Origin of the sequence: Streptomyces sp. NPDC012794 (assembly GCF_042901085.1) — a bacterium.
Classification (GTDB): Bacteria; Actinomycetota; Actinomycetes; order Streptomycetales; family Streptomycetaceae; genus Streptomyces.
In genome coordinates this window covers 325,839-352,603 of the sequence record NZ_JBIBCI010000003.1, presented here as the reverse complement: position 1 = coordinate 352,603, position 26,765 = coordinate 325,839, and the positions used below count along the sequence as shown (strand labels likewise).

Annotated in this window: 26 protein-coding genes; 13 read left to right on the top strand and 13 right to left on the bottom strand. The window is 71.8% G+C overall.

The genetic code is table 11. The features are described 5' to 3' along the window. Window positions 1-159: 159 nt before the first annotated feature. The 5 genes from ACFY7H_RS07710 to ACFY7H_RS07690 all read right to left on the bottom strand — a co-directional run bounded on the left by ACFY7H_RS07710 (window position 160) and on the right by ACFY7H_RS07690 (window position 4,299). A complete protein-coding gene (locus ACFY7H_RS07710; protein WP_388934568.1) occupies window positions 160-918 on the bottom strand; it encodes a succinate dehydrogenase iron-sulfur subunit in 759 nt (252 codons plus the stop codon). Continuing rightward, window positions 918-2,672: a succinate dehydrogenase flavoprotein subunit gene (gene sdhA, locus ACFY7H_RS07705; protein WP_388934566.1), complete on the bottom strand. Its 1,755-nt coding sequence runs from the start codon at window positions 2,670-2,672 to the stop codon at window positions 918-920. The genes ACFY7H_RS07710 and sdhA overlap by 1 nt, the downstream gene beginning before the upstream one ends. Before the next feature lie 24 nt (window positions 2,673-2,696). Next, window positions 2,697-3,179 (bottom strand): succinate dehydrogenase hydrophobic membrane anchor subunit, encoded by a 483-nt coding sequence (locus ACFY7H_RS07700; protein ID WP_267033120.1) that lies wholly within the window; start codon window positions 3,177-3,179, stop codon window positions 2,697-2,699. A 5-nt stretch (window positions 3,180-3,184) separates the two neighbouring features. Continuing rightward, on the bottom strand, window positions 3,185-3,565 hold the full coding sequence (gene sdhC, locus ACFY7H_RS07695) for a succinate dehydrogenase, cytochrome b556 subunit (protein ID WP_388934565.1): 381 nt from the start codon (window positions 3,563-3,565) through the stop codon (window positions 3,185-3,187). A 152-nt stretch (window positions 3,566-3,717) separates the two neighbouring features. Then, window positions 3,718-4,299 (bottom strand): 2-oxo-4-hydroxy-4-carboxy-5-ureidoimidazoline decarboxylase, encoded by a 582-nt coding sequence (locus ACFY7H_RS07690; protein ID WP_388935017.1) that lies wholly within the window; start codon window positions 4,297-4,299, stop codon window positions 3,718-3,720. Between the two features lie 364 nt (window positions 4,300-4,663). Between ACFY7H_RS07690 and ACFY7H_RS07685 the strand changes: the two genes are divergently transcribed. After that, window positions 4,664-5,404, top strand: a complete 741-nt coding sequence (locus tag ACFY7H_RS07685; RefSeq protein ID WP_388935013.1) for an RNA polymerase sigma factor — start codon at window positions 4,664-4,666, stop codon at window positions 5,402-5,404. Then, window positions 5,404-6,411 (top strand): hypothetical protein, encoded by a 1,008-nt coding sequence (locus tag ACFY7H_RS07680; RefSeq protein WP_388934562.1) that lies wholly within the window; start codon window positions 5,404-5,406, stop codon window positions 6,409-6,411. The genes ACFY7H_RS07685 and ACFY7H_RS07680 overlap by 1 nt, the downstream gene beginning before the upstream one ends. A 257-nt stretch (window positions 6,412-6,668) precedes the next feature. Here the strand turns inward: ACFY7H_RS07680 and ACFY7H_RS07675 are convergent, their stop codons facing one another. Next, window positions 6,669-7,541 carry a peptidoglycan-binding protein gene (locus tag ACFY7H_RS07675; protein ID WP_388934559.1) on the bottom strand — a complete coding sequence of 291 codons (873 nt, stop codon included), beginning with the start codon at window positions 7,539-7,541 and terminating at the stop codon, window positions 6,669-6,671. 390 nt (window positions 7,542-7,931) lie between these two features. On the opposite strand from ACFY7H_RS07675, the gene ACFY7H_RS07670 reads away from it, so the two are divergent. The 10 genes from ACFY7H_RS07670 (at window position 7,932) to ACFY7H_RS07625 (ending at window position 19,698) form a co-directional block, all read left to right on the top strand. Further along, window positions 7,932-9,515, top strand: a complete 1,584-nt coding sequence (locus ACFY7H_RS07670) for a methylmalonyl-CoA mutase (protein WP_388934557.1) — start codon at window positions 7,932-7,934, stop codon at window positions 9,513-9,515. Between the two features lie 45 nt (window positions 9,516-9,560). Further along, window positions 9,561-10,205, top strand: coding sequence for a leucine efflux protein LeuE (leuE, locus tag ACFY7H_RS07665; RefSeq protein WP_388934554.1), 645 nt, complete (start codon window positions 9,561-9,563; stop codon window positions 10,203-10,205). 209 nt (window positions 10,206-10,414) lie between these two features. Further along, on the top strand, window positions 10,415-11,659 hold the full coding sequence (locus tag ACFY7H_RS07660; RefSeq protein ID WP_388935008.1) for an amidohydrolase: 1,245 nt from the start codon (window positions 10,415-10,417) through the stop codon (window positions 11,657-11,659). A 229-nt stretch (window positions 11,660-11,888) separates the two neighbouring features. Then, complete coding sequence (locus ACFY7H_RS07655) at window positions 11,889-12,950, top strand: BMP family protein (RefSeq protein ID WP_388934551.1); 1,062 nt, start codon at window positions 11,889-11,891, stop codon at window positions 12,948-12,950. A gap of 264 nt (window positions 12,951-13,214) precedes the next feature. After that, window positions 13,215-14,873, top strand: a complete 1,659-nt coding sequence (locus ACFY7H_RS07650; protein ID WP_388935005.1) for an ABC transporter ATP-binding protein — start codon at window positions 13,215-13,217, stop codon at window positions 14,871-14,873. After that, a complete protein-coding gene (locus ACFY7H_RS07645) occupies window positions 14,870-15,985 on the top strand; it encodes an ABC transporter permease (protein WP_388934548.1) in 1,116 nt (371 codons plus the stop codon). The genes ACFY7H_RS07650 and ACFY7H_RS07645 overlap by 4 nt, the downstream gene beginning before the upstream one ends. After that, window positions 15,982-17,244 (top strand): ABC transporter permease, encoded by a 1,263-nt coding sequence (locus ACFY7H_RS07640; protein ID WP_388934544.1) that lies wholly within the window; start codon window positions 15,982-15,984, stop codon window positions 17,242-17,244. The genes ACFY7H_RS07645 and ACFY7H_RS07640 overlap by 4 nt, the downstream gene beginning before the upstream one ends. Further along, complete coding sequence (locus ACFY7H_RS07635; protein ID WP_388934541.1) at window positions 17,241-17,639, top strand: cytidine deaminase; 399 nt, start codon at window positions 17,241-17,243, stop codon at window positions 17,637-17,639. Before ACFY7H_RS07640 ends, ACFY7H_RS07635 begins: the two co-directional genes overlap by 4 nt. 117 nt (window positions 17,640-17,756) lie before the next feature. Continuing rightward, complete coding sequence (locus tag ACFY7H_RS07630; RefSeq protein ID WP_388934538.1) at window positions 17,757-19,034, top strand: thymidine phosphorylase; 1,278 nt, start codon at window positions 17,757-17,759, stop codon at window positions 19,032-19,034. Between the two features lie 325 nt (window positions 19,035-19,359). Continuing rightward, window positions 19,360-19,698, top strand: coding sequence for an STAS domain-containing protein (locus ACFY7H_RS07625; protein ID WP_388934535.1), 339 nt, complete (start codon window positions 19,360-19,362; stop codon window positions 19,696-19,698). Here the strand turns inward: ACFY7H_RS07625 and ACFY7H_RS07620 are convergent. The 3 genes from ACFY7H_RS07620 to ACFY7H_RS07610 form a co-directional block, all read right to left on the bottom strand. Next, on the bottom strand, window positions 19,594-20,595 hold the full coding sequence (locus ACFY7H_RS07620; RefSeq protein WP_388934532.1) for a sigma-70 family RNA polymerase sigma factor: 1,002 nt from the start codon (window positions 20,593-20,595) through the stop codon (window positions 19,594-19,596). The genes ACFY7H_RS07625 and ACFY7H_RS07620 overlap by 105 nt on opposite strands. 82 nt (window positions 20,596-20,677) lie before the next feature. Then, entirely contained in the window at window positions 20,678-21,385 is a 708-nt protein-coding gene (locus ACFY7H_RS07615; RefSeq protein ID WP_388934530.1) for a L,D-transpeptidase family protein, read from the bottom strand. A 194-nt stretch (window positions 21,386-21,579) separates the two neighbouring features. After that, a complete protein-coding gene (locus ACFY7H_RS07610; RefSeq protein WP_388934527.1) occupies window positions 21,580-22,890 on the bottom strand; it encodes an MFS transporter in 1,311 nt (436 codons plus the stop codon). Between the two features lie 98 nt (window positions 22,891-22,988). On the opposite strand from ACFY7H_RS07610, the gene ACFY7H_RS07605 reads away from it, so the two are divergent. Beyond that, window positions 22,989-23,927 (top strand): LysR family transcriptional regulator, encoded by a 939-nt coding sequence (locus ACFY7H_RS07605; protein ID WP_388934525.1) that lies wholly within the window; start codon window positions 22,989-22,991, stop codon window positions 23,925-23,927. Here ACFY7H_RS07605 and ACFY7H_RS07600 read toward each other — a convergent pair. The 4 genes from ACFY7H_RS07600 to ACFY7H_RS07585 all read right to left on the bottom strand — a co-directional run bounded on the left by ACFY7H_RS07600 (window position 23,866) and on the right by ACFY7H_RS07585 (window position 26,741). After that, a complete protein-coding gene (locus ACFY7H_RS07600; RefSeq protein WP_388934523.1) occupies window positions 23,866-24,147 on the bottom strand; it encodes a LuxR C-terminal-related transcriptional regulator in 282 nt (93 codons plus the stop codon). The genes ACFY7H_RS07605 and ACFY7H_RS07600 overlap by 62 nt on opposite strands. A gap of 207 nt (window positions 24,148-24,354) precedes the next feature. Next, the gene (locus ACFY7H_RS07595; RefSeq protein WP_388934520.1) at window positions 24,355-25,395 is read right to left on the bottom strand and encodes a LuxR C-terminal-related transcriptional regulator; all 1,041 of its coding nucleotides are present in this window, start codon (window positions 25,393-25,395) and stop codon (window positions 24,355-24,357) included. Between the two features lie 208 nt (window positions 25,396-25,603). Further along, complete coding sequence (locus ACFY7H_RS07590; RefSeq protein ID WP_388934518.1) at window positions 25,604-25,969, bottom strand: cupin domain-containing protein; 366 nt, start codon at window positions 25,967-25,969, stop codon at window positions 25,604-25,606. 52 nt (window positions 25,970-26,021) lie between these two features. Further along, window positions 26,022-26,741 carry an alpha/beta hydrolase gene (locus ACFY7H_RS07585; RefSeq protein WP_388934516.1) on the bottom strand — a complete coding sequence of 240 codons (720 nt, stop codon included), beginning with the start codon at window positions 26,739-26,741 and terminating at the stop codon, window positions 26,022-26,024. Between the last annotated feature and the right edge of the window lie 24 nt (window positions 26,742-26,765).

The window sequence follows — 26,765 nt, the reverse complement described above, 5'->3', positions numbered from 1 at the left end:
TGAACAGGTTCAAGCGACTGGTGACGGGCCCCGGGTACGCGGAAGGGCCCCGCCCCCGGAGGATGTCCGGGGGCGGGGCCCGATGCCCGCCGGTCTCGGCCGAGGCCGGGACCGGCGGGCGGGGTCCTGCTCGGCGCCGCGGGCGGCGCCTCGAAGGGATCAGAAGCGGCGGGTGATCAGCGCCCGCTTGACTTCCTGGATCGCCTTCGTGACCTCGATGCCGCGCGGGCACGCGTCGGTGCAGTTGAAGGTCGTGCGGCAGCGCCACACGCCGTCCTTGTCGTTCAGGATCTCCAGCCGCTGCTCGCCGGCCTCGTCACGCGAGTCGAAGATGAAGCGGTGCGCGTTGACGATCGCCGCCGGGCCGAAGTACTGGCCGTCGTTCCAGAACACCGGGCACGAGGACGTGCACGCGGCGCACAGGATGCACTTGGTGGTGTCGTCGAAGCGCTCGCGGTCCTCGGCGGACTGCAGGCGCTCGCGCGTCGGCTCGTTGCCCTTGGTGACCAGGAACGGCATGACGTCGCGGTACGCCTGGAAGAAGGGCTCCATGTCGACCACGAGGTCCTTCATCACCGTGAGGCCCTTGATGGCCTCGACGGTGATCGGCTTCTCCGGGTTGATGTCCTTGATCAGCGTCTTGCAGGCGAGCCTGTTCTTGCCGTTGATCCGCATCGCGTCGGAGCCGCAGATGCCGTGCGCGCACGAGCGGCGGAAGGTCAGCGTGCCGTCGAGGTCCCACTTGATCTTGTGGAGACCGTCGAGCACGCGCTCCTTCGGGTCGATCTCGATCTGGAAGTCCTGCCACTCCGCCTGGTCGGAGACCTCGGGGTTGAAGCGGCGGATCCGGAAGGTGACCGTGATGTACGGCGAGGCGGCGGCCGCCGCCTCCATCTTGTCCAGGGTCGGGGTGGCCATCAGTACTTACGCTCCATCGGCTGGTAGCGGGTGACGACGACGGGCTTGTAGTCCAGGCGCACGGAGTCCTGGCCGTCGGCGCCGACCTCGCGGTACGCCATGGTGTGGCGCATGAAGTTGACGTCGTCGCGGTTCGGGTAGTCCTCGCGGTAGTGACCGCCGCGGGACTCCTTGCGCGCCAGGGCGGACACGGCCATGACCTCGGCCAGGTCGAGCAGGTTGCCCAGCTCGATGGCCTCCAGCAGGTCCGTGTTGAAACGCTTGCCCTTGTCCTGGACGGACACGTTCTTGTAGCGCTCGCGCAGCTCCGCGATCTTCTCGACCGCGGTCTTGATGGTCTGCTCCGTACGGAAGACCATCACGTTCGCGTCCATCGTCTCCTGGAGCTCCAGGCGCAGGTCGGCGACCCGCTCCTTGCCCGTGGAGTTGCGCAGGTGCTCGACGAGGTCGGCCACCTGCTGCGCCGGGTTCTCCGGCAGCTCGACGTAGTCGTTCTCGGCCGCGTACCTGGCCGCCGCGATGCCGGAGCGCTTGCCGAAGACGTTGATGTCCAGCAGCGAGTTGGTGCCCAGGCGGTTGGCGCCGTGCACCGACACGCACGCGACCTCGCCGGCCGCGTACAGGCCGGGGACGACGGTGGTGTTGTCCGCCAGGACCTCACCCTCGACGTTGGTCGGGATGCCGCCCATGGCGTAGTGCGCGGTGGGCTGGATCGGGATCGGGTCCGTGTACGGCTCGATGCCCAGGTAGGTGCGCGCGAACTCGGTGATGTCCGGGAGCTTCGCGTCGAGCTGCTCCGGCGGCAGGTGCGTCAGGTCCAGGTACACGTGGTCGCCGGCGGGACCGCAGCCGCGGCCCTCGCGGATCTCCGTGTAGATGGAGCGCGAGACGACGTCACGGGACGCGAGGTCCTTCATGACCGGCGCGTACTTCTCCATGAAGCGCTCGCCGTCCTTGTTGCGGAGGATGCCGCCCTCACCGCGGGCGCCCTCCGTCAGCAGGATGCCCATGCGCCAGATGCCCGTCGGGTGGAACTGGAAGAACTCCATGTCCTCCAGCGGCAGGCCGCGGCGGTAGCAGGCCGCCTGGCCGTCACCGGTGAGGGTGTGCGCGTTGGAGGTCACCTTGAAGAACTTGCCGGTGCCGCCGGAGGCGTAGATGACGGCCTTCGCCTGGAACACGTGGATCTCGCCGGTGGCGAGCTCGTACGCGACCACGCCGGCCGACTTCTTGACGCCGTCCTCCTCGACCAGGAGCTGGTCCAGGACGTAGAACTCGTTGAAGAACTCCACGCCCTCCTTGACGCAGTTCTGGTACAGCGTCTGGAGGATCATGTGGCCGGTGCGGTCCGCGGCGTAGCAGGACCGGCGGACCGGGGCCTCGCCGTGGTTGCGCGAGTGGCCGCCGAAACGGCGCTGGTCGATCGTGCCGTCCGGGGTGCGGTTGAACGGCAGGCCCATCTTCTCGAGGTCGAGGACCGCGTCGATGGCCTCCTTCGCCAGGATCTCGGCGGCGTCCTGGTCGACCAGGTAGTCACCGCCCTTGACCGTGTCGAAGGTGTGCCACTCCCAGTTGTCGTCCTCCACGTTGGCCAGCGCGGCGGCCATGCCGCCCTGCGCGGCGCCCGTGTGGGAGCGGGTGGGGTAGAGCTTCGTCAGCACGGCGGTGCGGCTGCGCTTCGTCGCCTCGATGGCGGCGCGCATGCCCGCGCCGCCGGCGCCGACGATGACGGTGTCGTACTTGTGGATCTTCATGAGTCGATTCGCCTCAGCCCGTGCCTAGCGGATGTTCGGGTCGAAGGTGAAGATCACCAGCGTGCCCAGAAGGATGGTGAACACCGTGGCGGTGTAGAGCAGGCCCTTCAGCCACAGCCGCGTGTTGGCGCGCTCCGCGTAGTCGTTGATGACGGTACGCAGACCGTTGGCGCCGTGCAGCATGGCCAGCCACAGCATCAGCAGGTCCCAGACCTGCCAGAACGGGGACGCCCAGCGGCCGGCCACGAAGGCGAAGCCGATCTTGGAGACGCCGCCGTCCAGCACCAGCTGGATCAGCAGGTGGCCGATGACCAGGACGACGAGGACGATGCCCGAGAGGCGCATGAAGAGCCAGGCGGCCATCTCGAAGTTGCCGCGGGTCGAGCGCGGGGTCTTGCCCGTGCGCTTGCGCGGCGCCTCGATGTAGGGCGCCGGGTTGTCGGTGTCGTAGAGGGAAACGCCCTCCACGTCGCCGATCGCCTTGGCGGAAGAAGTGTCAGAGGACATGCGTGTCACTTCCCGAACAGTTCGAGGTAGGCGTGGCCGAGTACGGGGTACAGGGCCCCGCCCATCAGGACGACCCAGACCACGACGACCGACCAGAGCATCGTCTTCTGGTGGCGGGGGCCCTTGGACCAGAAGTCCACGGCGATGACACGGAGACCGTTGAGCGCGTGGAAGAGGATGGCGGCCACGAGGCCGTACTCCAGCAGCGCGACGATCGGGGTCTTGTAGGTAGCCACGACATCGTCGTACGCCTCGGGGGAGACGCGGACGAGAGCGGTGTCGAGGACGTGTACGAACAGGAAGAAGAAGATGAGGACGCCGGTGACTCGATGAGCCACCCAGGACCACATTCCTTCCCGGCCGCGGTACAACGTTCCAGCCGGCACGGAAAACCCTCCGGAAGCGGGGCGGGGGCCAGCCGGCTTCTTTGTCGGTCGGGCCCGGCCGGGTACGGTCCACCGGCCCCGGACATCGTAGCGACGCTTTGTCGGTTCCCTCGCCCGGGGTCCGTCGGTGTGATCAAACAGGCACGGACGGACTACCCCGCAGGGGCAAATAGTCCGAAATCAGCGGCAGGCAGGCCGTCGTCGGGGTCCGGTCGGTGCGCTCCGGCGAGTCGGTCCAGCAGACGGACCATCCGGGAGCGGGCCAGCAGACGCAGTTCGTCGGCGGCGATCGAGCGCTCCTCGTCGATCTCGTGAGCCATCCTCCGGCGGATCGCGGCCAGCAGCTGGTCCACCTGTTCCTCGGGCGGGTGCCCGTCCAGGCAGATCACGAAGGCGTGCCCGAAGGTCCGCTCGTACTCCGCCCGCGCCGCGTCGAGGGCGAGGAGCGCGGCGTACGGGGCTCCCTGGCCCAGCTCCGCCGAGGACTCCAGGGCCAGCGCCTCGGAGAGGTCGCCCTGGGAGAGGTCGTACGCGGCTTCGTCCGCGCCCGCCAGCAGGGAGGCGGTGTCGGGATAGGGGCGGTGGGCGGCCACCCGGTGGGCCCAGCGCCCGCTGCCGCAGCAGCGCAGCAGGACCGCGCGGGCGGTCTCGGGGGGCAGGGCGTTGAAGCGCGCCAGTCCGGCGCCGGGGGCGGAGGCCGGACCGCGGACCTGTGCCGGAAGCTGGCTGGACAGCGGTTCTCCTCGGGGCGTGGCGCGGGTGTGCCGCCACGCTAGCGATCTCGGAGGGGCGGTGCCCTGCCCATACGGGGATTTCACCCGGAAGTGAGCCGAAAGGATGAGGCGGGGAGGTTTGCCCCGACTGGAGAGGGGAGGACGACCGGGGCCGCCACCCCCCACAGGAGAGGCCCCGGTCGCCATCCGTCACGGACTCGTGCGACAAGCCCGTATCCATGTCAGCGTATGGAGTGCGTTTTCTGTCACACCCCGCTCCGCGCAGGCTTGGTCGCTGGTTGTAGAACTCGTGGACGAGAGTGCTTGAAAGCCGTAACGTGCGGATTTGCGCCACACGTACAGGACGTCGAACGGGTTGGGGACTTTGCTGGGGGACGACGCGGAGCTGACCGCCGCGGTGCTCGCGGCACAGGACGGCGACGAGAGCGCGTTCCGGACTGTGTACCGCGCCGTGCACCCGCGCCTGCTCGGATACGTACGCACGCTCGTCGGTGACGGCGATGCCGAGGACGTGACCTCCGAAGCCTGGCTGCAGATCGCCCGCGACCTCGGATCCTTCACCGGCGACGCCGACCGCTTCCGCGGCTGGGCCGCCCGGATCGCCCGCAACCGGGCCCTGGACCACATCCGCATGCGCGGCCGCCGCCCCGCCATCGGCGGCGACGAGACCGAGCTGACCGGCCGGGCCGCGGACTCCGACACGTACGGCGAGGCCATGGAAGCCCTGTCCACCGGGCGGACCATGAAGCTGATAGCCCAGCTCCCGCAGGACCAGGCGGAGGCCGTCGTCCTGCGGGTGGTCGTCGGCCTGGACGCGAAGAGCGCGGCCGAGACCCTCGGCAAGCGCCCCGGAGCCGTCCGCACGGCCGCCCACCGGGGGCTGAAGAAGCTCGCGGAACTGCTGGGCGCGGAGTCCGGCCCCGCCGGCGGGGCGGGCGGGACGGAAAAGGAAGCGGAATCCCGCGCCCGGGTCGGCCATAATGCCGGGGACCAGGCACGGGAGCGCGATCTCGACGCGGTACCCGCACAGCGCGCGCGGGCGGCGGACCTGGTGGAGCAAACCGGTGTGACGCATTCACGTTGGCGGACGCAGAAGGACATGTGATGGCCGACGAGCACAACGCGTGGCTGGACCGGGCCGCGGCGGACGAACTGCTGCGCGGAGGAACCCCCGACCCGGTCGGCGCCGACCCCCGCGCCCGGGCGGAGGCCGCCCGGATGCGCGCCGCCCTCGACGCCCTGACGCCCCGGACCGCCGGCGGCGAGCTGCCCGGCGAGGAAGCCGCCCTGGCCGCCTTCCGCGCGGCCCGCGCCACGGCGCCCGCGACGGAGCCCGCCGGGACCCCCGCTCCGGCCCCCGGCGGCGCCGGCGAACCCCTGGTCGACCTGGCCCCGATGCCCCCCGTACGCATTCCCGCGCAGCGGCGCCCCGCCACGGCCGCGCGGTTCGGGCTGGCGGCCGCGCTGGCCGGCGTCGCCGTCGGCGGGCTCGCGGCCGTCGCCGGAACCGGCCTGCTGGACCGTGCCGCGCACCTGACGGCGGGCCCCGCCCCGGCGGTCTCCGTCACCGCCGACTCGGACCCGGCGCCGGCCGGGGACACCGCGGGCCCCAGCCCCCTCGCCCCGCAGCTGCGGCCGACCCCGTCCCTGGGCGGCGGCGGCTTCTCGTACGGCCCGGACGCCTCGCGGATGCCGGGCACGGACACGCGTACGCCCCCCGGCGCCACCCCCAGCCCGTCGGCGCCGCCCGGCACGGCCGCCACGGGCGGCGGGGGCGCGGCGGGCACCGACGGCACCCCTGACAGGTTCATCGACAGCAGCGCCGGCGGCGCCGGCAGCGGCGGTGCCGGCGGCGGCCACAGCGGCGCCGAAAAGCCCCGGCCCGAGGACCTGTGCCGGGAGAACAAGGCGAAGAACCTCAGCGACGACCGGCGCGAGTACCTCGCCAAGCTCGCGGGCGGGGCCGCGAAGGTCCATCGCTTCTGCGCGACCCTGCTGGACGGAGCCCCCCGGGGCGGCGGCGTCCCGCAGAGCGGTGCGGCCCAGGGCGGCGTTCCGCTGCCCTCGCCGTCCTCCCTGACGAGCGGCGGGCTGGGCTTCCGCAGCCGCTGAAACGGGTGGCCGCGACCGTCGGCTGAATCGTTTCCGCAGACCCTCCGGCCGGGGCAGTAACACTTTTCGAACCGCCGGCGCAGTACGTATCGAGCCGACTGGTCATCGGCCGCGCACGAGCCGGGGTTCCCCCCGTACCCCTGGGCTCGGCGCACCCGGCGCGGGCGGGGCACGTTCCCCCGGCCCTGCCCGCGCCCCCTCTCCTCACGACCGCCACCGGCCCCCGGACCACCGGCCCCCGGACCACCGGGCCCCGGTCACCAGTAGACGACGACCTTGTCGCCCACCTTCACCTGGTCGAACAGCTCCGACAGCTTCTTCTTGTCCCGGACGTTCACACAGCCGTGCGAGGCGCCGTCATAGCCGCGGGCAGCGAAGTCGGACGAGTAGTGCACCGCCTGGCCCTGGCTGAAGAACATCGAGTACGGCATCGACGTGTGGTAGATCGTCGACGTCCACTGCTTCGCCTTCCACTCCACCTGGAAGAGGCCCTCGCGGGTCGGCGTGTTCTCCGAGCCGAAGCGCACGTCCATCGTGGAGACGACCTTGCCGTCGATCATCCAGGCCAGGGTGCGGCTCTCCTTGCTGATGCACATCACCCGCCCCTGCATGCAGCGCGGATCCGGGGCGTCCACCTCGTTGGTGGTCGGCGGACGCAGCTCCTGCTCCGTCGGCTTCTTGCTGAGGCCCTGCACCTTCTGCCAGGTGGCCTCGTCCACCGACCCGGTCGCGGGCAGCCCGTGCTGCGACTGGAAGGCCTTGACCGCAGCGGTGGTCTTAGAGCCGTAGAAGCCGGTGGGCGCCGTCGACACCAGCTTCAGCTGGCGCAGCCGCGCCTGGAGTTCCCGGACCTGCTCGCTCTCGTCGCCGTTGGCCATGAGCGCCTTGGGGCCGGGGGCGGCCGAGGACGACGGCGAGGACGAGGACGACGGGGACTGGGAGGGCGACGCGGAGGGCGAGGACTCGCCCGGCTTGTCGTCCTGCTTGGACGGGGAGGCCGTGGGGGACGCCGTCGGTGAGGAGGGTGCGGCCGAACCGGCCCCGGCGCCCTGGGGAGCGCACGCGGTCGCGGCGAGCGCGACGGCGGCGGCCAGGCCGAGCGTACGGACGATGGTTCTCTGTCGCTGCATGGTGGGGTCCCCCGGATTCAACGTCGTGTATCAGGGTGACGCCTCGACGGCACGGAAAGTTGCACCCGGCCGCGCGGTGTCGCCAAGACGGCTCCGGTCCCACCCGGACAGCGGCGCCGACGAGGCCCCGGACGGCGGCCGGCAGGTGCCCCGGACCTGCCGCCCGTCGGCTCCCCGGCTCTCCCGTGCCGTCATGGCGCCCAGGCGGGGCCCGGGCCCGCTCCCTCTCCGCCGGACCCCCGCACCACACTCGAACGAGTGGCGGCGCGCGCCGTCCGGGCGGCCGGGAGGACGGCCGTCAGGCGCGTCAGCCGCCTCCGGCCCGCCCCCGCGAGGTAGGCAGGGACCCCACCGGTCCCATCCGGGACAGGACCCCACGGAGGCACGTCGATGGCACGAACCGAGAGCGGAATCCCCCTCGAACCCGTCTACGGCCCGGCCGACCTCACGGGCTGGGACCCCCGGGTCCGGCTCGGCAGCCCCGGGGAGTACCCCTACACCCGCGGCATCCACCCCACGATGTACACCGCGCGGCCCTGGACCATGCGCCAGTACGCCGGGTTCGGCACGGCCGCCGAATCCAACGCCCGCTACCGGGCGCTCATCGAGGGCGGCGGGACCGGCCTCTCCGTGGCCTTCGACCTGCCCACCCAGATGGGGCACGACTCCGACGCCCCCCTCGCGCACGGGGAGGTCGGCAAGGTCGGCGTCGCCGTCGACTCGGTCGAGGACATGCGGGCGCTCCTCGACGGCATCCCCCTCGACCGGGTGTCGACCTCGATGACCATCAACGCCCCCGCCGCCCTGCTGCTCCTGATGTACCAGCTGGTCGCGGAGGAACAGGGCATCCCGGGCGGGCGGCTGACGGGCACCGTCCAGAACGACGTCCTGAAGGAGTACATCGCCCGCGGGACGTACATCTTCCCGCCCGGCCCCTCCCTGCGGCTGACGGCCGACGTCTTCGGCTACTGCCGCGAGGAGATGCCCAGGTGGAACACCATCTCCGTCTCCGGCTACCACATGGCCGAAGCCGGGGCCTCGCCCGTGCAGGAGATCGCCTTCACCCTCGCCGACGCGATCGCGTACGTCCGTACCGCGATCGGCGCCGGGATGGCGGTCGACGAGTTCGCGCCCCGGCTGTCCTTCTTCTTCGTCGCCCGCACCACCCTCCTGGAGGAGGTGGCTAAATTCCGGGCCGCGCGGCGGATCTGGGCCCGGGTGATGCGCGAGGAGTTCGGGGCCCGCGACCCGAAGTCCCTGATGCTGCGCTTCCACACCCAGACGGCAGGGGTGCAGCTGACGGCGCAGCAGCCCGAGCTGAACCTCGTACGCGTGGGCGTGCAGGCGCTGGCCGCCGTGCTGGGCGGCACCCAGTCCCTGCACACCAACTCCTTCGACGAGGCCATCGCGCTGCCGACGGAGAAGGCGGCCCGCCTCGCGCTGCGCACCCAGCAGGTGCTGGCGTACGAGACGGACGTGCCGCTGACGGTCGATCCCTTCGCCGGGTCGTACGCGGTGGAGCGGATGACGGACGAGGTGGAGGCGGCCGCGCTCGCCCTGATGCGGCGGATCGAGGACCAGGGCGGGGCGGTCGCGGCGATCGAGGCGGGCTTCCAGAAGGAGGAGATCGAGGCCAACGCCTACCGCATCGCGCGCGAGCAGGAGAGCGGCGAGCGGATCGTGGTCGGCGTCAACCGCTTCGCGCTGGAGCGGGAGGAGCGGTACGAGCCGCTGCGGGTGGACCCGGCGATCGAGGCCCGGCAGTGCGCCGCTCTGGAGCGGCTCAGGGCGACGCGGGACGGACGGGCGGTGGGGCGGACGCTGGCCGCACTGCGGGAGGCGGCGGCCGGCACGCGGGAGAACGTACTGCCCCCGATGAAGGAGGCCCTGCGGGCGCGGGCCACGGTGGGGGAGGTGTGCGGGGTGCTGCGGGAGGTCTGGGGGAGCTACGAACCGTCCGGTCCCACCCACTGAAATCGACTGGCGAGACAGGTGCGTCCTCATGGGACACTCCTGCCCATGCTGGGTGTGACTGATCTTCCTACGTATCTCGCCGCCGTCGTGCTGATCGTGCTGCTGCCGGGGCCCAACTCGCTGTACGTACTCTCCGTCGCCTCCCGGCGCGGGGTCAAGGAGGGGTACAAGGCCGCCTGCGGGGTGTTCAGCGGGGACACCGTGCTCATGGTGCTCGCGGCGGTCGGGGCGGGCGCGCTGCTCCAGGCCAGCCCGGTGCTGTTCACCGTGGTCAAGGTCCTCGGCGCCGGCTACCTCGGCTGGCTGGCCGTCGGCATGCTGCGCGCCGCCCGGGGCATGTGGCGCAGCCGCGGGGTCCGGGACGAGGAGCCGGCTGGGCAGGAGACGGCCGCGGCCGAGCGGCCCTACCGGCGGGCGCTGCTGGTGAGCCTGCTCAATCCGAAGGCGATCCTCTTCCTGCTCTCCTTCTTCGTGCAGTTCGTCGACCCCGGGTACGCCTACCCGGCGCTGTCGTTCCTGCTCCTCGGGGCGGTCTCGCAGCTAAGCAGCTTCCTCTACCTGTCCACCCTGATATTCGCGGGCACCCGGCTGTCCACCGCGTTCCGCCGCCGCAAGCGGCTGTCGGCCGGCGCGACCTCGGCGGCGGGCGCGGTCTTCCTCGGTTTCGCCGCGAAGCTCGCCGTCAGCTGATCACCCCGCCGGGCCGGGGCTGTGCGAGCGGCCGCTTCCGCCCCCGGTACGGAGCGCCGCGGCGGCCGGATGAGCGCGTGAGTTTACCCCCGGCCGCAACCGGTCATGCCTCCAGAGGTCCTTTTCTTTCCCCTAAGGGCATGAACTTTTGGTGATCTCCGGACAGTTGACCCATCCGTGCGCCTACCCTTCAACGGGTGAACCAGTTGATGTCCCGCGAGCCCCAGACCGCCCTGCCCGGCAAGCCTGCCCGGCCCGAGCTGCCCGGCAAGCTGCCGGACCGGCTCCGTGCCGAACTGATCGCTTTCCGCCGGGACCTGCACATGCACCCCGAGCTAGGACACCAGGAGTTCCGTACCACCGCGGCGATCAAGGCCCGGCTGGAGAAGGCCGGCCTGCGACCACGCGTCCTGCAGTCCGGTACCGGGCTCATCTGTGACGTCGGCACCTGGGACGGGGAACGGCCGATGCTGGCCCTGCGCGCGGACATCGACGCCCTGCCCATCCCGGACGCCAAGACGCACGTCCCGTACCGCTCCACCTACCCGGACCGCGCCCACGCCTGCGGCCACGACGTCCACACCGCCGTCGTCCTCGGCGCCGGCCTGGTCCTCGCCGAGCTCGACCGCCAGGGCCTGCTGCCCCGCCCGGTGCGGCTGCTGTTCCAGCCCGCCGAGGAGGTGCTGCCGGGCGGCGCGACCGAGGCCATCGAGTCCGGGGTGCTGGACGGCGTCGGCAGGATCATCGCGGTGCACTGCGACCCCCGGGTCGACGCCGGCATGATCGGCCTGCGCCCCGGCCCCATCACCTCGGCCTGCGACCGCCTGGAGGTGACCCTGGCCGGCCCGGGCGGCCACACCGCCCGCCCGCACCTGACCACCGACATGGTGACGGCCGCCGCGCGGGTCGCCGTCGACGTCCCGGCCCTGCTGGCCCGCCGGATGGACGCCCGCTCGGGCATGTCCGTGACCTGGGGCCGGATCGAGTCCGGGCACGCCTGCAACGTCATCCCGATGCACGCCGAGCTGTCCGGCACGGTCCGCTGCCTGGACCTCAACGCCTGGTACGAGGCCCCGGACATGATCCACGCGGCGATCGACGAGGTCGCCACCATGCACGGGGCCAAGTTCGAGATCAACCACGTGCGCGGGGTGCCCCCGGTGGTCAACGACCCGGTGGTCACCGAGCTGCTCCGGGAGGCCATGGGCGCCCGGTGCGGCCCGGAGTCGGTCGAGGACACCGAGCAGAGCCTCGGCGGCGAGGACTTCTCCTGGTACCTGGAGCACGTCCCCGGCGCCATGGCCCGCCTCGGCGTCCGCCGGCCCGGCGACACCGCCAAGCGGGACCTGCACCGGGGCGACTTCGACGTCGACGAGTCCGCGATCGGCTACGGCGTGGAGTTCTTCACGGCCGCCGCGCTCCTCGACGGACGCCGCGGCAGGCCCGTCGGCTGAAAATCGCGAAAAGCTCTGTACAGCACCGGCGGGCCGGCCGTCGGAGGCGTCCAGCCCTTGGTACGCAAGGGCCGGACGCCCGTCCCGTTACCGATCGGTCACTGTCCGGTTCGCGTCGATCCGATAACGACTCATGAACGGGCCTTTAACTGACATCTACGCGCGTTACGATCGCGGCGAAACCAGCGCCGGTCGTGGCGCTTCGGTCAGGTTTTGAAGGAGCCTCCCCTTGCGCCGGATCACCAGGATCGCCACCGTGGGCCTCGCGTCCGCGGCGCTGGCCCTCTCGGCCACCGCCTGTGGCGGAAAGAAGTCCTCGGACAGCCCGTCTGCCGACGGCAGCGCCTCCTCCTCCGCGGGCGCGGCCATCGCGTACGACATCGGCGGCCGTGGCGACCAGTCGTTCAACGACGCCGCCTACGCGGGCCTCGAGAAGGCCGAGAAGGACCTGAAGGTCAAGGGCGCCGAGGCGGAGCCCACCGAGGGCGAGAGCGAGGCCGACAAGGTCCAGCGCCTCACCGAGCTGGCCCGCAAGGGCAACAACCCGGTCATCGGCGTCGGCTTCGCCTACGCGCCGGCCATCAAGAAGGTCGCGGCGAAGTTCCCGAACACCACGTTCGGCATCATCGACGACACCTCGGTGACCGAGAAGAACATCGCCAACCTGGTCTTCAACGAGGAGCAGGGCTCCTACCTGGCCGGCGTCGCCGCCGCCAAGGCCTCGAAGAGCGGCACGGTCGGCTTCATCGGCGGTGTCGAGGTTCCGCTGATCAAGAAGTTCGAGGCGGGCTTCGCCCAGGGCGTCAAGGACACCAACCCCAACGCGAAGGTACTGACCAAGTACCTCTCTCAGCCGCCGGACTTCGGTGGCTTCGCCAAGCCCGACCTGGGCAAGGCCGCGGCCAAGGGCCAGATCGACGGCGGCGCCGACGTGATCTACGCCGCCGCCGGCCTCGCCGGCTCGGGCGCCATCGAGGCCGCCGCGACCTCCGGCAAGTGGGCCATCGGTGTCGACTCCGACCAGTACAACCAGGCCGGTCTGTCCAAGTACAAGGACAAGATCCTGACCTCGGTCACCAAGGACGTCTCCGACGCGGTCTACAACCTGATCAAGTCGGTCAAGGACGGCAGCCCGCAGTCCGGTGAGGTCCGCTACGGCCTGGACAAGGACGGCGTCGGCCTGGCCGACTCCAACCCCGAGTACAAGAACATGGCCGACCTGATCGCCGCGGTGGACAAGGCGAAGGCCGACATCATCGCGAAGAAGATCACCGTCAAGACCACGCCGTAACGGCCCGTCTGACGTCCCGTCGCGGTCACCGGGGTCCGGGAAGCGGTCTCAACCGCTCCCGGACCCCGCACCGCGTCTCCCCCCTGAGTCGGTGACCACTTGTGGCCAGTTGGCCGCAAGTTTTCACTTCCGACAGTGCTACGCGCGTAGAGGCATGGTGGACGCGATACCGTCCGACTCCCGCCCACCCGCCCGGCCGATCTCCGCCCTGTCCCCCTGCCCACTCGGCTTTTCCAGCTCCTTCCGCGCCAAGGAGAGTGCGTCATCAACGCGTCCAGCCCCCCTCTCGCCGTAGAACTGCACGGCATCACCAAGCGTTTCCCCGGCGTCGTCGCCAACAAGGACATCGCCATCTCCGTCCGCAAGGGCACGGTCCACGCCCTCATCGGTGAGAACGGTGCCGGCAAGTCGACCCTGATGAAGATCCTCTACGGCATGCAGAAGCCGGACGAGGGCACCATCGCCATCGACGGGGAGCAGGTCTCCTTCAACAACCCCGGCGAGGCCATCGCCCGCGGCATCGGCATGGTGCACCAGCACTTCATGCTGGCCGACAACCTCACCGTCCTGGAGAACGTCGTCCTCGGCGGCGAGAAGCTCTACGGCATCGGCGCCAAGGCCCGCAAGAAGATCAAGGAGATCTCGGACGCGTACGGCCTCGGCGTGCGCCCCGACGCCCTGGTCGAGGACCTCGGCGTGGCCGACCGCCAGCGCGTGGAGATCCTCAAGGTCCTCTACCGCGGCGCCAAGACCCTCATCCTCGACGAGCCGACCGCCGTGCTCGTGCCGCAGGAGGTGGACGCGCTCTTCGACAACCTGCGCGAGCTCAAGGCGGAGGGCCTGACGGTCATCTTCATCTCGCACAAGCTGGGCGAGGTCCTGAAGGTCGCCGACGACATCACCGTCATCCGCCGCGGCACCACGGTCGGCACCGCCGACCCGAAGACCGCCACGACCAAGCAGCTCGCCGAGCTGATGGTCGGCAGCGAGCTGCCCTCGCCGGAGACCCGCGAGTCCACGGTGACCACGACGCCCATGCTGAAGGTCGACGGCCTGACCGTCGCCGACGCGGGTGTGGTCATCGCCCCCGAGACCTCCACGAGCGCCCTCGGCGACTCCGACACCGGTATCCGCGAGACCCCGGTGGCCGGCCGGCTGCTGCTCGACGGGATCAGCTTCACGATCCACAAGGGCGAGGTCCTCGGCATCGCCGGTGTCGAGGGCAACGGCCAGACGGAGCTGATCGAGGCCCTCATGGGCATGATCACCCCCGACGCCGGCGTCATCACCCTCGACGGCGACGACATCACCAAGACCCCGGTGCGCAAGCGCCGCGAGGGCGGCATCGGCTACATCCCCGAGGACCGCCACCGCCACGGCCTGCTGCTGGAGTCCCCGCTCTGGGAGAACCGCATCCTCGGCCACGTCACCGAGGCGCCCAACTCCCGGCGCGGCATCCTCGACCCGAAGGCCGCCCGCAAGGACACCGAGCGGATCGTGCGCGAGTACGACGTCCGCACCCCGGGCATCGACGTCACCGCGGCCTCGCTCTCCGGCGGCAACCAGCAGAAGCTGATCGTCGGCCGCGAGATGAGCCACAACCCCAAGTTCCTCATCGCCGCCCACCCCACGCGCGGTGTGGACGTCGGCGCGCAGGCGCAGATCTGGGACGCGATCCGCGAGGCCCGCCGCGAGGGCCTCGCCGTGCTGCTGATCTCCGCCGACCTGGACGAGCTGATCGGCCTGTCCGACACGCTCCGCGTCATCTACCGCGGCCGCCTGGTCGCGGACGCCGACCCGGCGACGATCACCCCCGAGGAGCTCGGCACCGCCATGACGGGCGCCGCCACCGGGCACCTGGAAGCCACTGACGACCACTCCGCCGAGGTCGACGGCGACACGACGGAGGACGAGGCCCGATGAAGAAATTCGACAAGGACCGGCTGCTTCTCGGCTTCGCCGGACCCGCGCTGGCACTGGTCAGCGCCTTCGTACTCAGCATGATCGTGCTGGCCGCTTCGGGCGTGGACCCGATCGAGCCGCTGCGCATCATGATCGAACAGTCCGGCTACGAGGACGTCCAGGTCCTCATCCTGAACCAGGCCGGCACGTACTACCTGGCAGCCCTGGCCGTCGCCATCGGCTTCCGGATGAACCTCTTCAACATCGGTGTGGACGGCCAGTACCGCCTCGCCGCGATGGTCAGCGCCCTGGTCGGCGCGGCGGTCACGCTGCCCGGCCCGCTGCACATCCTGGTGATCGTGCTCGTCGCGATGCTCGTCGGCGCCTTCTGGTCCGGCATCGCGGGCGTCCTCAAGGCCAAGCGCGGCGTGAGCGAGGTCGTCTCGACGATCATGCTCAACGCCATCGCGACCTCGCTGATCGCCTGGCTGATCCTCCCCAAGAACCTCGGCGTGCAGCCGGTCGGCTCCAACGACCTGACCACCGGTGACATCCCGGAGTCCGGCTGGTTCCCGGGCGTGGAGCTCAGCGACGGCCTGGAGATCTACGGCTTCACCTTCATCGCCTTCGCGCTGGGCATCGTCTACTGGTTCGTGCTCAACCGCACCCGCTTCGGCTTCGACCTGCGCGCCACCGGCGCCAGCGAGTCCGCCGCCCAGGCCTCCGGTGTGGACGCCAAGAAGATGATCATGACCTCGATGCTCATCTCGGGCGCCGTCGCCGGTCTGGTCAGCATGCCGCTGCTGCTGGGCGAGTCCCACACGTACAACCTGTCCTTCCCGGCGGGCATCGGCTTCACCGGCATCACCATCGCGCTGCTCGGCCGCAACAACCCGGTCGGCATCTTCTTCGCCGCGCTGCTGATCGCCTTCATCGACAAGGCCTCGGCCGGCCTCGACACGGCCGGCTTCGCCAAGGAAATCGGCACGATCATGAAGGGCCTGATCGTGGTCGCCGTGGTCGTCAGCTACGAGCTCGTCCGCCGCTACGGCATCCGCCGTCAGCAGCAGAAGGTCGGCGAGGAGCTGGCCGCAGGCCACGCCATCAAGACCGAGAAGGAGGTCGCGGCGTGAGCGCCAGCACCGTTTCCACGACGAAAGCCGCGCCCAAGCCGGGCGGCCGCCGCAAGCTCACCCTGCCCTGGATCCTGCTGATCATCGCGGGTGGCCTCGCGCTGGTCTCGCTGGTCCGGGTCATCTCCGGCGCGAACGACCTGACCTCCGTCGGCCAGGTCTCCGGGGCCCTCCAGCTCGCCGTGCCGATCGGCCTCGCGGGCCTCGGCGGCCTGTGGGCCGAGCGGGCCGGCGTGGTCAACATCGGCCTCGAAGGCATGATGATCCTCGGCACCTGGTTCGGTGCCTGGGCCGGCTACCAGTGGGGTCCCTGGTCGGGTGTCCTGATGGGCATCGTCGGCGGGGCCATCGGCGGCCTGCTGCACGCGATCATCACCGTCACCTTCAACGTCAACCACATCGTCTCCGGTGTGGCGGTCACCATCCTGGCGACGGGCTTCACCCAGTACCTGTCGAACTTCACCTTCGACAAGGCCGCGGGCGGCTCCTCCAAGCAGTCCCCGCGCATCGAGTCCATCACCGAGATCACCGTCCCGGGACTCTCCAGCGGGCTGGACGGCCTCCAGGCCAAGCACTGGTTCCTGGTCTCGGACGTCGCGGGCGTCCTCGGCGGCCTGGTCACCCACCTGTCGCTGCTGACCATCGTCGCCGTGCTGCTGATCCCCGCCACCTGGTGGGTGCTGTGGCGCACCGCCTTCGGGCTGCGCCTGCGCTCCTGCGGTGAGAACCCGGTCGCGGCGGAGTCCCTCGGCGTCAACGTCTACAAGTACAAGTACATCGCCGTGATCGTCTCCGGCGGCCTGGCGGGTCTCGGCGGCGCGTTCCTCGCGATCGTCTCCACCGGCATCTACCAGGAGGGCCAGACCGGCGGCCGCGGTTACATCGGTCTCGCCGCGATGATCTTCGGTAACTGGATGCCGGGCGGCATGGCGCTGGGTGCGGGCCTCTTCGGCTTCACCGACAGCCTCAAGCTGCGCGGCGGCGCCGAGAACGTCCACGCGATGCTGCTGCTGATCGCCATCCTGCTGGTGCTCGCCCTCGGCTGGCAGCTGTACAAGAAGAAGTACCTCCAGGCCGGTATCGCCGCCGTCTGCGCCGCCGGGCTCTTCGCCTGGTACGGGGCCACCGATCAGGTGCCCAGCCAGTTCGTGGACGCCGCCCCGTACGTGACGACGCTGCTGGTGCTCGCGCTGTCGGCGCAGCGCCTGCGGATGCCGAAGGCGGACGGCATGCCGTACCGCAAGGGCCAGGGCAAGTGACCCCGGACCAGGCGGTGGACTGGGAGGCCCTGCGGACGGCCGCCCGGGCCGCGATGACCCGGGCGTACGCCCCCTACTCGGGCTTCCCGGTCGGGGTCGCCGCCCTGGTGGACGACGGCCGGGTGGTCACCGGCTGCAACGTGGAGAACGCCAGCTACGGCCTCGGCCTGTGCGCCGAATGCGGCCTCGTCTCCTCCCTCCAGGCCACCGGCGGCGGCCGGCTCACCCACTTCACGTGCGTGGACGGCAAGGGCGAGATCCTCGTGCCCTGCGGCCGCTGCCGCCAGCTGCTCTACGAGTTCGGCGGCCCGGAGCTGCTGGTGGAGACACCGGACGGGATCCTGCCGCTGAGCGCGATGCTGCCGCAGGCCTTCGGGCCCGACCACCTGAGATAGCCGCACCGACGGCCCTCCGCCCTGCCGGGCGGAGGGCCGTCGCCGCTCTCGCCCCCTCCTCGAAAACTCCTTGAACCTCCCTCCCTCATCTCTATGCGCGTAGAAGGAAGTCACCTCATGGACGTCATCTCCGTCATCCGGACCAAGCGGGACCGCGGTGAGCTGAGCCCCGAGCAGATCGACTGGGTCATCGACGCGTACACCCGCGGGGTCGTCGCCGACGAGCAGATGTCGGCGCTCGCGATGGCCATCCTGCTCAACGGCATGAACCGGGCCGAGATCGCCCGCTGGACCGCCGCGATGATCGCCTCGGGCGAGCGGATGAACTTCGACTCCCTCTCCCGCCCGACCGCCGACAAGCACTCCACCGGCGGCGTCGGTGACAAGATCACCCTTCCGCTGGCCCCGCTCGTCGCCGCCTGCGGCGCGGCCGTGCCGCAGCTCTCGGGCCGGGGCCTCGGCCACACCGGCGGCACCCTGGACAAGCTGGAGTCGATCCCCGGCTGGCGGGCCCTGCTCTCCAACGAGGAGATGCTGCACGTCCTCGACACCACCGGCGCCGTCATCTGCGCCGCGGGCGACGGCCTGGCCCCGGCGGACAAGAAGCTCTACGCCCTGCGCGACGTCACGGGCACGGTCGAGGCCATCCCGCTGATCGCCTCCTCGATCATGTCGAAGAAGATCGCCGAGGGCACGGGCTCGCTCGTCCTCGACGTGAAGGTCGGCTCCGGCGCCTTCATGAAGAACATCGAGGACGCCCGCGAACTGGCCTCCACCATGGTGGCCCTGGGCACCGACAGCGGCGTCAGGACGATCGCCCTGCTCACCGACATGTCCACCCCGCTCGGCCTGACCGCGGGCAACGCCCTGGAGGTCCGCGAGTCCGTCGAGGTCCTCGCCGGCGGCGGCCCGGCCGACGTGGTCGAGCTGACCATCGCCCTGGCCAAGGAGATGCTGGACGCGGCGGGCATCAAGGACGCCGACCCCGCGAAGGCCCTCGCCGACGGCTCCGCCATGGACGTGTGGCGCCGGATGATCTCCGCCCAGGGCGGCGACCCGGACGCGGCGCTGCCGGTGGCCCGCGAGCAGCACGTGGTCACCGCTTCCGCCTCGGGCGTGCTGACCCGCCTCGACGCGTACGCGGTCGGCGTCGGCGCCTGGCGCCTGGGCGCGGGCCGCGCCCGCAAGGAGGACCCGGTCCAGGCGGGCGCGGGCATCGAGCTGCACGCGAAGCCGGGCGACACCGTCGCTGCCGGCCAGCCGCTGATGACCCTGCACACGGACACCCCCGAGAAGTTCGAGTACGCCCTGGCCTCCCTGGAGGGCTGCTACGACATCGCCCCGGCCGGCACGGCGTACTCCGCCACGCCCATCGTCCTGGACCGCATCGCGTAGGTCGTCTCTTTCGGATCCTGCCGGTCAAGCCCGCGTCGTCCGGTGCCGTGCATCGCAAGGCGGAGCGGCTCCCGACTACTGGACGTCCTCGGGTGCCGCGACAACGCGGCGAGGTGCGGTACCGGGCGGCGCGGGTCTGGGGGCACCTCCCAGCGGTAGCTGGGGGAGCAAGATCCGGAAGAGAGGGCCTGGCCCCGGCCGGGGGTGTGCCAGGGGCGCCGCCGCGCGGGCGGCTCCCCGGCCCGCCCCCGCCCGTTCCCCGGGGGCCGAGGGGCCGAGGGGCCGGCCGCCGATGAGTCCGGGGGCCGGTGACGGTCATCCACCCGTGGAGATCAGAACCCTGGCCCTGGACGAAGGGCCCCATCCGGACGTCCCCGCGCTCTGCGCACGCCTCGGCGAGCTGTGCCGGGACGGCCCGGGCCGCCCGGTGACCTGCGACGTGCGCGCCGTCACGGCCCCCACCCTCGCCACCGTCGACGCGCTCGCGCGCCTGGCGCTCGCCGCCCGCCGCCACGGGACCCCCCTCCGGCTCACCGGGGCGGGGCCGGCCCTGCTGGCCCTACTGCGCCTCGCGGGTCTCGTCGAGCTGCTCGGGCAGGCCGAACAGGGGGAACCAGCGGGCGGTGTCCAGGAAGGCGTTGAGGCCGACGATCCGGCCGTCTGATATCTCCAGCACCTGGAGCGCCCACGGCACGTGCCCGGGCCGGCCGTCCTCGCGGCGGCGGTACTGGCCGAAGGCCGGCAGGCCGTTCGCCGTCGTCGGGACCAGGCGCGAGCCCTTGCAGCCGATGCCCTGGTTGAGGTGCCACGCGGCGATGTCCTCGTGGCCCCGCAGCCACAGGTCGTACGGCGGCATCGACAGCACCGCGTCCTCGTGCAGCAGCGCGGTGAGCCGCGTGATGTCGTACGCCTCGAAGGCGGACAGGTACTGCTCCAGCAGCTTCGCCTGCTCCGCGTCCAGCGGGTCCGCCGGATCACCCGGGCGCAGCGCCTGCCCCGCCAGGGTCGCCCGCGCCCGCTGGAGCGCGCTGTTCACCGCCGCCACCGAGGTCTCCAGCAGCTCGGCGACCTCCTCCGCCTTCCAGGCCAGCACCTCCCGCAGGATCAGCACGGCCCGCTGCTTCGCCGGGAGGTGCTGGAGGGCCGCGACGAAGGCCAGCCGGACGGACTCCTTGGCCAGGGCCATCTCCGCCGGGTCGGCGGTCTGCGGCAGCACCCGCCCGTCGGGCACCGGCTCCAGCCAGGTCACCTCGGGCCGCTCGCTGAGCACGGCGGAGGCCTGGTGCTGCGGGGCGGACAGGTCCATCGGCCGCGCCCGCCTGTTCCCCGCCTTCAGCAGGTCGAGGCAGACGTTCGTGGCGATCCGGTACAGCCACGACCGCAGCGAGGAACGCCCCTCGAACTTCTTGTACGCCCGCCAGGCGCGGACGTACGTGTCCTGCACCGCGTCCTCGGCGTCGAAGGACGAGCCGAGCATCCGGTAGCAGTAGCCGGTCAGCTCGACGCGGTAGCGGTCCATCGCCGCGTCGAGTTCCGTTGACGAGGTCGCGAGGTCACTCATGGCTGCCGTCCCCCAGGTGGTTTCCGTCCCTTCGGAAACTACCCGAGGGGTCCGACAACGGCAGCCCGAGCGGTGGGGAAGGTCAGGTCCCGGGCTTGCGGCCGTACACGTAGACGTCCTCGCCGTTGCCCAGCATGTTCCAGTACGCCTTGGCGTCGGTCGTCGTCATGTTCACGCAGCCCCCGGAGCCCGGCGGGTTCCACATGCTCTTGGTGACCGAGTGGAAGGCGATCCCCCCGTCGAAGAACTGGGAGTACGGCATCGCGACGTTGTAGATCGTCGACCAGTGGTTGATGCTCCGGTAGTAGATCTTCTTCAGGCCGGTCCGCGTCGGAGTCTCCGCCTTGCCGGTGCGCACCGGCACCGGTCCGTACTTCAGCGTGGCCCCGTCCTGGATCCAGCTGAGCTGGCGGGTCAGGTCGACGCACGCGATCCGACCCAGGTTGGTGGGGCACTTGCGGTCGGCGTTCGGGTTGGTCCCGGCTGCCCGCTGCGCCAGCATCGTGCTCATCGTCTGCCAGGTCAGCGGCCCGGCGTACCCCATGGTCGGGGTGATCCCGTGGGTGGCCTGGAAGGACTGTATGGCCGTGCAGTCGGCCGCCGACTGCACCCCGTCCACCGGCCGCCCCAGGAACTGCTCGACCTGCCGCTGATAGGGCCCGGTGGTCACGTTGCAGGCGGCGGCCTGCGCCGTACCGCCCCCCAGGACCACCAGGGGCGCCGCCAGTGCCAGAGCCCCGCCGAACACCACCGCAGCCCGCCGCCGCGCGCGCACGCGTATCGCCGCCATCCGATCCTCCCCTGCCGCGCCCGCACCGTGGGGGCGCCAATGCCCTCCACGCTAGAGCGAGTTGCGCACGCCGCACAGACTTTGAACGGACTTGGCCGGTGCGGGCCGCAGACGGAGCGCCGGGCGACCGTTTCCGAGGCCCCGCAGCGCCCCCTGAGCCGCCCGCCAGGGCCCCGGGTAGGACCCCGCGAGCCTCAGCGGGCCGCCGCGGCCCGCCCGCCCGGGGTGAGCGTCCGCCGCCGCTCGGCGCGGGCCGCGTGGGACCCGTACAGGGTGATCGCGACGACGCCCAGCACCGCGAGCAGCGCGATGCCGACGGTGGCCGCCCACCCCGAGGCGTGGTACGCCAGCGCGCCCAGGGTGCCGCCCGCGCTGGAGCCGAGGTAGTACGCGGACTGGTAGAGCGCCGAGGCCTGCGCCCGGCCCGTCCTCGCCGTACGGCTCACCGCCGCGGAGGCCACCGCGTGCCCCGCGAAGAAGCCGGCCGTGATCAGCACCAGCCCCGGCAGGACCAGCAGGAGCGAGTCCCCCGGCGACAGCAGCAGCCCCAGGGCCGTCGTGGTCACCGCCAGGTACAGCGCCCCGCGCCGGCCCGCCCGGGCCACCAGCTGCCCGGCCGCCGCCGAGGAGGCCGTACCCACCAGGTAGACCAGGAAGACCGACCCGACCACGCCCTGCCCCAGCGAGAACGGCGCCTCCACCAGGCGGTACCCGATGACGGTGTACACGGCGCCGAAGACGGTCATGAACAGCGCGCCGATCCCGTACAGCCGCAGCAGCAGCGGATCGCGCAGGTGACCGGCGACGGTACGCCCCACCGCACGCGGGTTCAGCGACGCCGGCCGGAAGAACCGCGCCCGGGGCAGCAGCACCAGGAAGGCCACCGCGCAGGCCAGCGCCACCACGCCGACGGCCAGCAGCCCGCCGCGCCAGCCCCACAGCTGCGCGCCCCAGCCGGTGACGATCCGGCCGCTCATGCCGCCGATGGAGTTGCCCGCCACGAACAGGCCGATCGCACCGACCAGTGCCTTCGGCCGGACCTCCTCCGCCAGGTACGCCATCGCGGAGGCGGGGATGCCGGCGATGGCCGCGCCCTGCACCGCGCGAAGCGCCACCAGCCACTCCAGGCTCGGCGCGAACGGCACCAGCAGGCCGATGCCGACGGCCACCACCATCGAGCAGGTCATCATCCGGGTCCGGCCGAACCGCTCGGACAGCGCGCTGAGCGGCAGGACGAACAGGGCGAGCGCGCCGGTGGCCGCGGAGACCGTCCAGCTGGCCCGGCCGGCCGTCACGCCGAAACCGGCGGAGAGCGCGGGCAACAGGGCCTGGGTGGAGTAGAGGAGGGCGAAGGTCGCGAGGCCCGCGGCGAAGAGCGCGAGGCTCATCCGGCGGTAGCCGGGACGGCCGGGGGAGCGGAGTTCGACCAGGGGTGCCGGCGACGACGGGAACGACGGGGTGGAGGCACCCGGGATGACAGGTGCCCCGGTATGAGCGGGAGGCATACGTCGAAGGTAGGTGTCCCTTTTTCATGCGTCCAATGCACGAATCCGGGATAATCGATCCACTCACGCATCAGCACAGCTCACGGCTTCGGATATCAATGAACCGTTACGAAGAAGACATGTCCGTGACACAACAGCTGGCCCCCCGGCTCGCTCAGTTCGTCGCGGTCGCCCGGCACGAGCACGTCACCCGCGCCGCCCACGAACTGGGCGTACCGCAGTCCACCCTGTCCCGGGCCATGGTCCGCCTCGAACAGGACCTGGGCGTCTCGCTGTTCGCCCGCAAGGGCCGTACCGTCGCCCTCACCACGGCCGGCCGCACCTTCCTCGCCTCCGCCGAACAGGCCCTCGACGGGATCGCCCGGGCCGCCGGATCCGTCCAGCACGACGCCGACCCGTCCTCCGGCAAGGTCGCGTTCGGCTTCCTGCACACCCTGGGCCCCGAGACCGTACCCGGTCTCATCCGCGCCTTCCGGGCCGACCACCCGCGCGTACGGTTCTCCCTCGTCCAGAACTACGGCGAGGCCATGCTGGAGAAGCTCCGCGCAGGGGAACTCGACCTCTGCCTGACCTCGCCGGTGCCCGACGCCCCCGACCTGGTGGCCCGCCGCCTCGACGAGCAGCGGCTGCGCCTGGTGGTCCCGGACGACCACCGCCTCGCGGTGCGCAAGCGGATCCGGCTGGCCGAGGCCGCGGAGGAAACCTTCGTCACCCTGGAGGCCGGCTACGGCCTGCGCCGGATCACCGACGACCTGTGCGCGGAGGCCGGATTCACGCCCCGGGTCGCCTTCGAGGGCGAGGAGGCCGAGACCCTGCGCGGCCTGGTCGCGGCGGGCCTCGGAGTCGCCCTGCTGCCCCCGCCGGCGGTGCCCCGCCCGGGGGTGGTGGAGCTGACGGTGACGGCGCCGCGCGCGGTGCGAGAGATCGGCGTGGCCTGGCTGGACGGCCACCCGGACACCCCGCCGGTGGCCGCGTTCAAGCGCTTCCTGCTGTCCCGCAGGGGCCGCCTGATCCCGGAACTGGAGGCCCAGGGTTAGCCGGTGGCTGCCGGGCGCGGAGCAAGTAGCCGGCCTGGAAGCGGGACTTGGCGCCGATCGCGCGCATGATCTCCGCGATGTGGCGCTGACAGGTGCGTTCCGACATGCCCAGGCGGCGTGCGATCACCTTGTCCTCCAGCCCCTCCGACAGCAGCAGGACGATCGTCTGCCGCAGTTCCTCCGAGACCGCCCGGGACGCCTCCGGGCACGCCTTCTTCACGCGCCGCTCGCGCGGCTCGGCGCCGGGGCGCCTCCCCGGCTTCGCGGCGCTGCGCCGGACTCCGTCCGCCGACCCGTCGGGCGGGGCCGGCCTGCCCGCCGGGGCCGCGGTCCGGTTACCGCTGTCGGGCCGTGCGGCATCCTGTTCTCCCTGGGTTGACCGTCGAGCCCGGCCCTGCCCGGTTCTTCCAGGCAGGCCGCGTCGCCGTCACCGGACCGGCCCGTCAGGCCCCCGGGCCTCGGTCCGGCCGGCCGGTGGCTGCCGGGCGCGGAGCAAGTAGCCGGCCTGGAAGCGGGACTTGGCGCCGATCGCGCGCATGATCTCCGCGATGTGGCGCTGACAGGTGCGTTCCGACATGCCCAGGCGGCGTGCGATCACCTTGTCCTCCAGCCCCTCCGACAGCAGCAGGACGATCGTCTGCCGCAGTTCCTCCGAGACCGCCCGGGACGCCTCCGGGCTCACCGTCGTGGGGAACGGCCGCGCGCCCGGCCAGGACCGTTCGAACGCCGCCGTCATGAAGTGCACGACGCCGGGCTCCCGCACCACCAGCGCCGCGCCCTGACGGTCCGGCACCGCCATCACCCCGGTGTGCGCGTCGAAGACCAGCATCCGCATCAGCCCGTCACCGAGCGTGCGCACCTGCGCCCCGAGCGCCGTGACCCGCTCGACGTACGCGGCCGTGGGGCGCGAGTAGCGTGCCGTGTGGTGGTACAGCGTCCGCATCCGGACCCCGCGCGCCAGCAGCGACTCGTCCCGGCCCACCGCCTCCTCCAGGGTCTCCTGCGGCCGCCCCCCGCCCGGCTGGGAGGTCAGCAGTTCCCGCTCGCATCCCGCCGCCAGCTCGGTGATCAGCCCGCGCACCGCGCCCAGGTCGGTCACCAGCTCCAGCCGGCCCGACCCGCTCAGGTCCCGGTGCGCGGCCCCCGCCTCGTACGCGGGCACCAGCGCCTCCAGCCGCCCGCGCAGCCGGTCCATCTCGTCGTGGGTCTCCCGTACGAGCAGCGCCAGCGGAGCCAGTGCCCGGGCCGCCGCCGCGCGGGGCGCCACCGCGCTCCACCGTTCCGGCCCGTCGCCCGGGGCCCGCTGGAGCAGGTGTGCCGCGGCGAGTTCCGTGACCGCCGCCCCGGCGCGGGCTCCCAGGGCGGCGGTGGCCTCGGCGGCGGTGAAGGCGTGCCGCTCGACGGCGTACGCGTACAGGCGCCGTGCCGCGGGGCTCAGGTCCTGGGGGTCTTCGGCATCGGCTGGCATATACACATTCGTCCCGGCCTGTGCCCGTTCGTAAACCCCTCGGGTTTCCGCAAGGCGGCAAGCCGACGCCCGGACGCCGGCTTCCGGCATATGCCGAACCGGCACAGTGGTCCCACGACGCGAGGCCGCGCCGCGGGGCCATCCGACCGTGAGGGGACGGAACGGCCGGCCCCGACCGCCGGCGCGGCCCGTGGCCGGCCCGGTCCGGTCAGGCCGGCTTCGCGTAGTTCCCGAAGCCCGTCCAGTCCACGACCATGCACGGTTCGTCGCCGACCACCCATGCGTCGTGGCCGGGTGCGAGCTGCATGAAGTCCCCGGGGCCGTACTCGGTGCCCTCGCCGTCGTCCATCACGACCTGCATGCGGCCGCTGACGACGTACCCCGTGTGCGCCGACTGGCAGCTGTCCGTGCCCGCCAGCGGCTTGATGTGCTGAGACCACTTCCAGCCCGGCTCGAAGACCGCGCGCCCGACGGCGCCGCCGTCCGTCATGAGCACGTCCAGCCTGCCCTTGCCATCGGTGAACGGGCGCGTCTCGTCCGCGCTGTCGAAGCTCTTGCGCACCATCCCGGCCATGGCGGATCGCCTCCAGGAGAGAACCACCCCGAGTCCACTTCCCACTCTACGCTCAGCCCCGCAGGGACCGCCCGAAGCCGGAGGCCAGCGGCATCCGCAGGCCCAGCGGCGGGGGCGCCGACAGTGCGTCCACGACCGGGCGGGAGTACCGGCCGCAGAACACGGCGCCGAGTACGAAGTCCACCGCCAGCGCCACCACTTCCGACCGGTGCTCGCGCAGGCCGTGCCCGTCCGAGTGCACCTCGAACCGGCAGGTAGAACGATTCGCCTTCTTCGCCCGCGCCGCCAGCCGGAACGAGGATTCCGGGTCGCTGCGCGCGTCGTTCGTGCCGTGCACGATCAGCACCTGCCGGCCCGCGAGCTGTTTCACCGGTTCAGGGGTGCCCGCGTCCTCGCCCTCCGGTAAGCAAGGGGCCAGGGCCACCACCGCGTTGACGGCCGCGTGCCCGGCCGCCCGCAGTGCCGCCCGGCCGCCCGCGCCGAAGCCGGCCAGGCACACCGGTACGTCCCCGTACAGCCGGACCACCTCGTCCGCCGCCCACCCGGCGGCCTCCTCCCGGAGCGCGGCCCCGTGCACCACGGTGTGCGCCACCAGCCCCTGCGCCCCGCCCGCCCGGACCAGTGCCCGCGCGAGCGGACGTACCGGACCGGAGGGGAATCTGGACGCTCCCGGAAGCAGGAGCACCACACCACTGACCGTCGAGACCGAGCCGTTCGCGCCGGCCGCCCGCCCCAGGCGGGCCCCGCGCGCCGGCGGCGCATGCTGTGCCATGGCGGAACAGTCTCAGACCGGCGG

Excerpts from the sequence above, each read along its gene's own strand:
- ACFY7H_RS07710 (WP_388934568.1), bottom strand. The coding sequence starts at position 918 with ATGGCCACCCCGACCCTGGACAAGATGGAGGCGGCGGCCGCCGCCTCG.
- sdhA (WP_388934566.1), bottom strand. The coding sequence starts at position 2,672 with ATGAAGATCCACAAGTACGACACCGTCATCGTCGGCGCCGGCGGCGCG.
- ACFY7H_RS07700 (WP_267033120.1), bottom strand. The coding sequence starts at position 3,179 with ATGTCCTCTGACACTTCTTCCGCCAAGGCGATCGGCGACGTGGAGGGC.
- ACFY7H_RS07680 (WP_388934562.1), top strand. The coding sequence starts at position 5,404 with ATGGCCGACGAGCACAACGCGTGGCTGGACCGGGCCGCGGCGGACGAA.
- ACFY7H_RS07675 (WP_388934559.1), bottom strand. The coding sequence starts at position 7,541 with ATGCAGCGACAGAGAACCATCGTCCGTACGCTCGGCCTGGCCGCCGCC.
- ACFY7H_RS07670 (WP_388934557.1), top strand. The coding sequence starts at position 7,932 with ATGGCACGAACCGAGAGCGGAATCCCCCTCGAACCCGTCTACGGCCCG.
- leuE (WP_388934554.1), top strand. The coding sequence starts at position 9,561 with ATGCTGGGTGTGACTGATCTTCCTACGTATCTCGCCGCCGTCGTGCTG.
- ACFY7H_RS07660 (WP_388935008.1), top strand. The coding sequence starts at position 10,415 with ATGTCCCGCGAGCCCCAGACCGCCCTGCCCGGCAAGCCTGCCCGGCCC.
- ACFY7H_RS07645 (WP_388934548.1), top strand. The coding sequence starts at position 14,870 with ATGAAGAAATTCGACAAGGACCGGCTGCTTCTCGGCTTCGCCGGACCC.
- ACFY7H_RS07630 (WP_388934538.1), top strand. The coding sequence starts at position 17,757 with ATGGACGTCATCTCCGTCATCCGGACCAAGCGGGACCGCGGTGAGCTG.
- ACFY7H_RS07620 (WP_388934532.1), bottom strand. The coding sequence starts at position 20,595 with ATGAGTGACCTCGCGACCTCGTCAACGGAACTCGACGCGGCGATGGAC.
- ACFY7H_RS07615 (WP_388934530.1), bottom strand. The coding sequence starts at position 21,385 with ATGGCGGCGATACGCGTGCGCGCGCGGCGGCGGGCTGCGGTGGTGTTC.
- ACFY7H_RS07610 (WP_388934527.1), bottom strand. The coding sequence starts at position 22,890 with ATGCCTCCCGCTCATACCGGGGCACCTGTCATCCCGGGTGCCTCCACC.
- ACFY7H_RS07605 (WP_388934525.1), top strand. The coding sequence starts at position 22,989 with ATGAACCGTTACGAAGAAGACATGTCCGTGACACAACAGCTGGCCCCC.
- ACFY7H_RS07595 (WP_388934520.1), bottom strand. The coding sequence starts at position 25,395 with ATGCCAGCCGATGCCGAAGACCCCCAGGACCTGAGCCCCGCGGCACGG.
- ACFY7H_RS07590 (WP_388934518.1), bottom strand. The coding sequence starts at position 25,969 with ATGGCCGGGATGGTGCGCAAGAGCTTCGACAGCGCGGACGAGACGCGC.
- ACFY7H_RS07585 (WP_388934516.1), bottom strand. The coding sequence starts at position 26,741 with ATGGCACAGCATGCGCCGCCGGCGCGCGGGGCCCGCCTGGGGCGGGCG.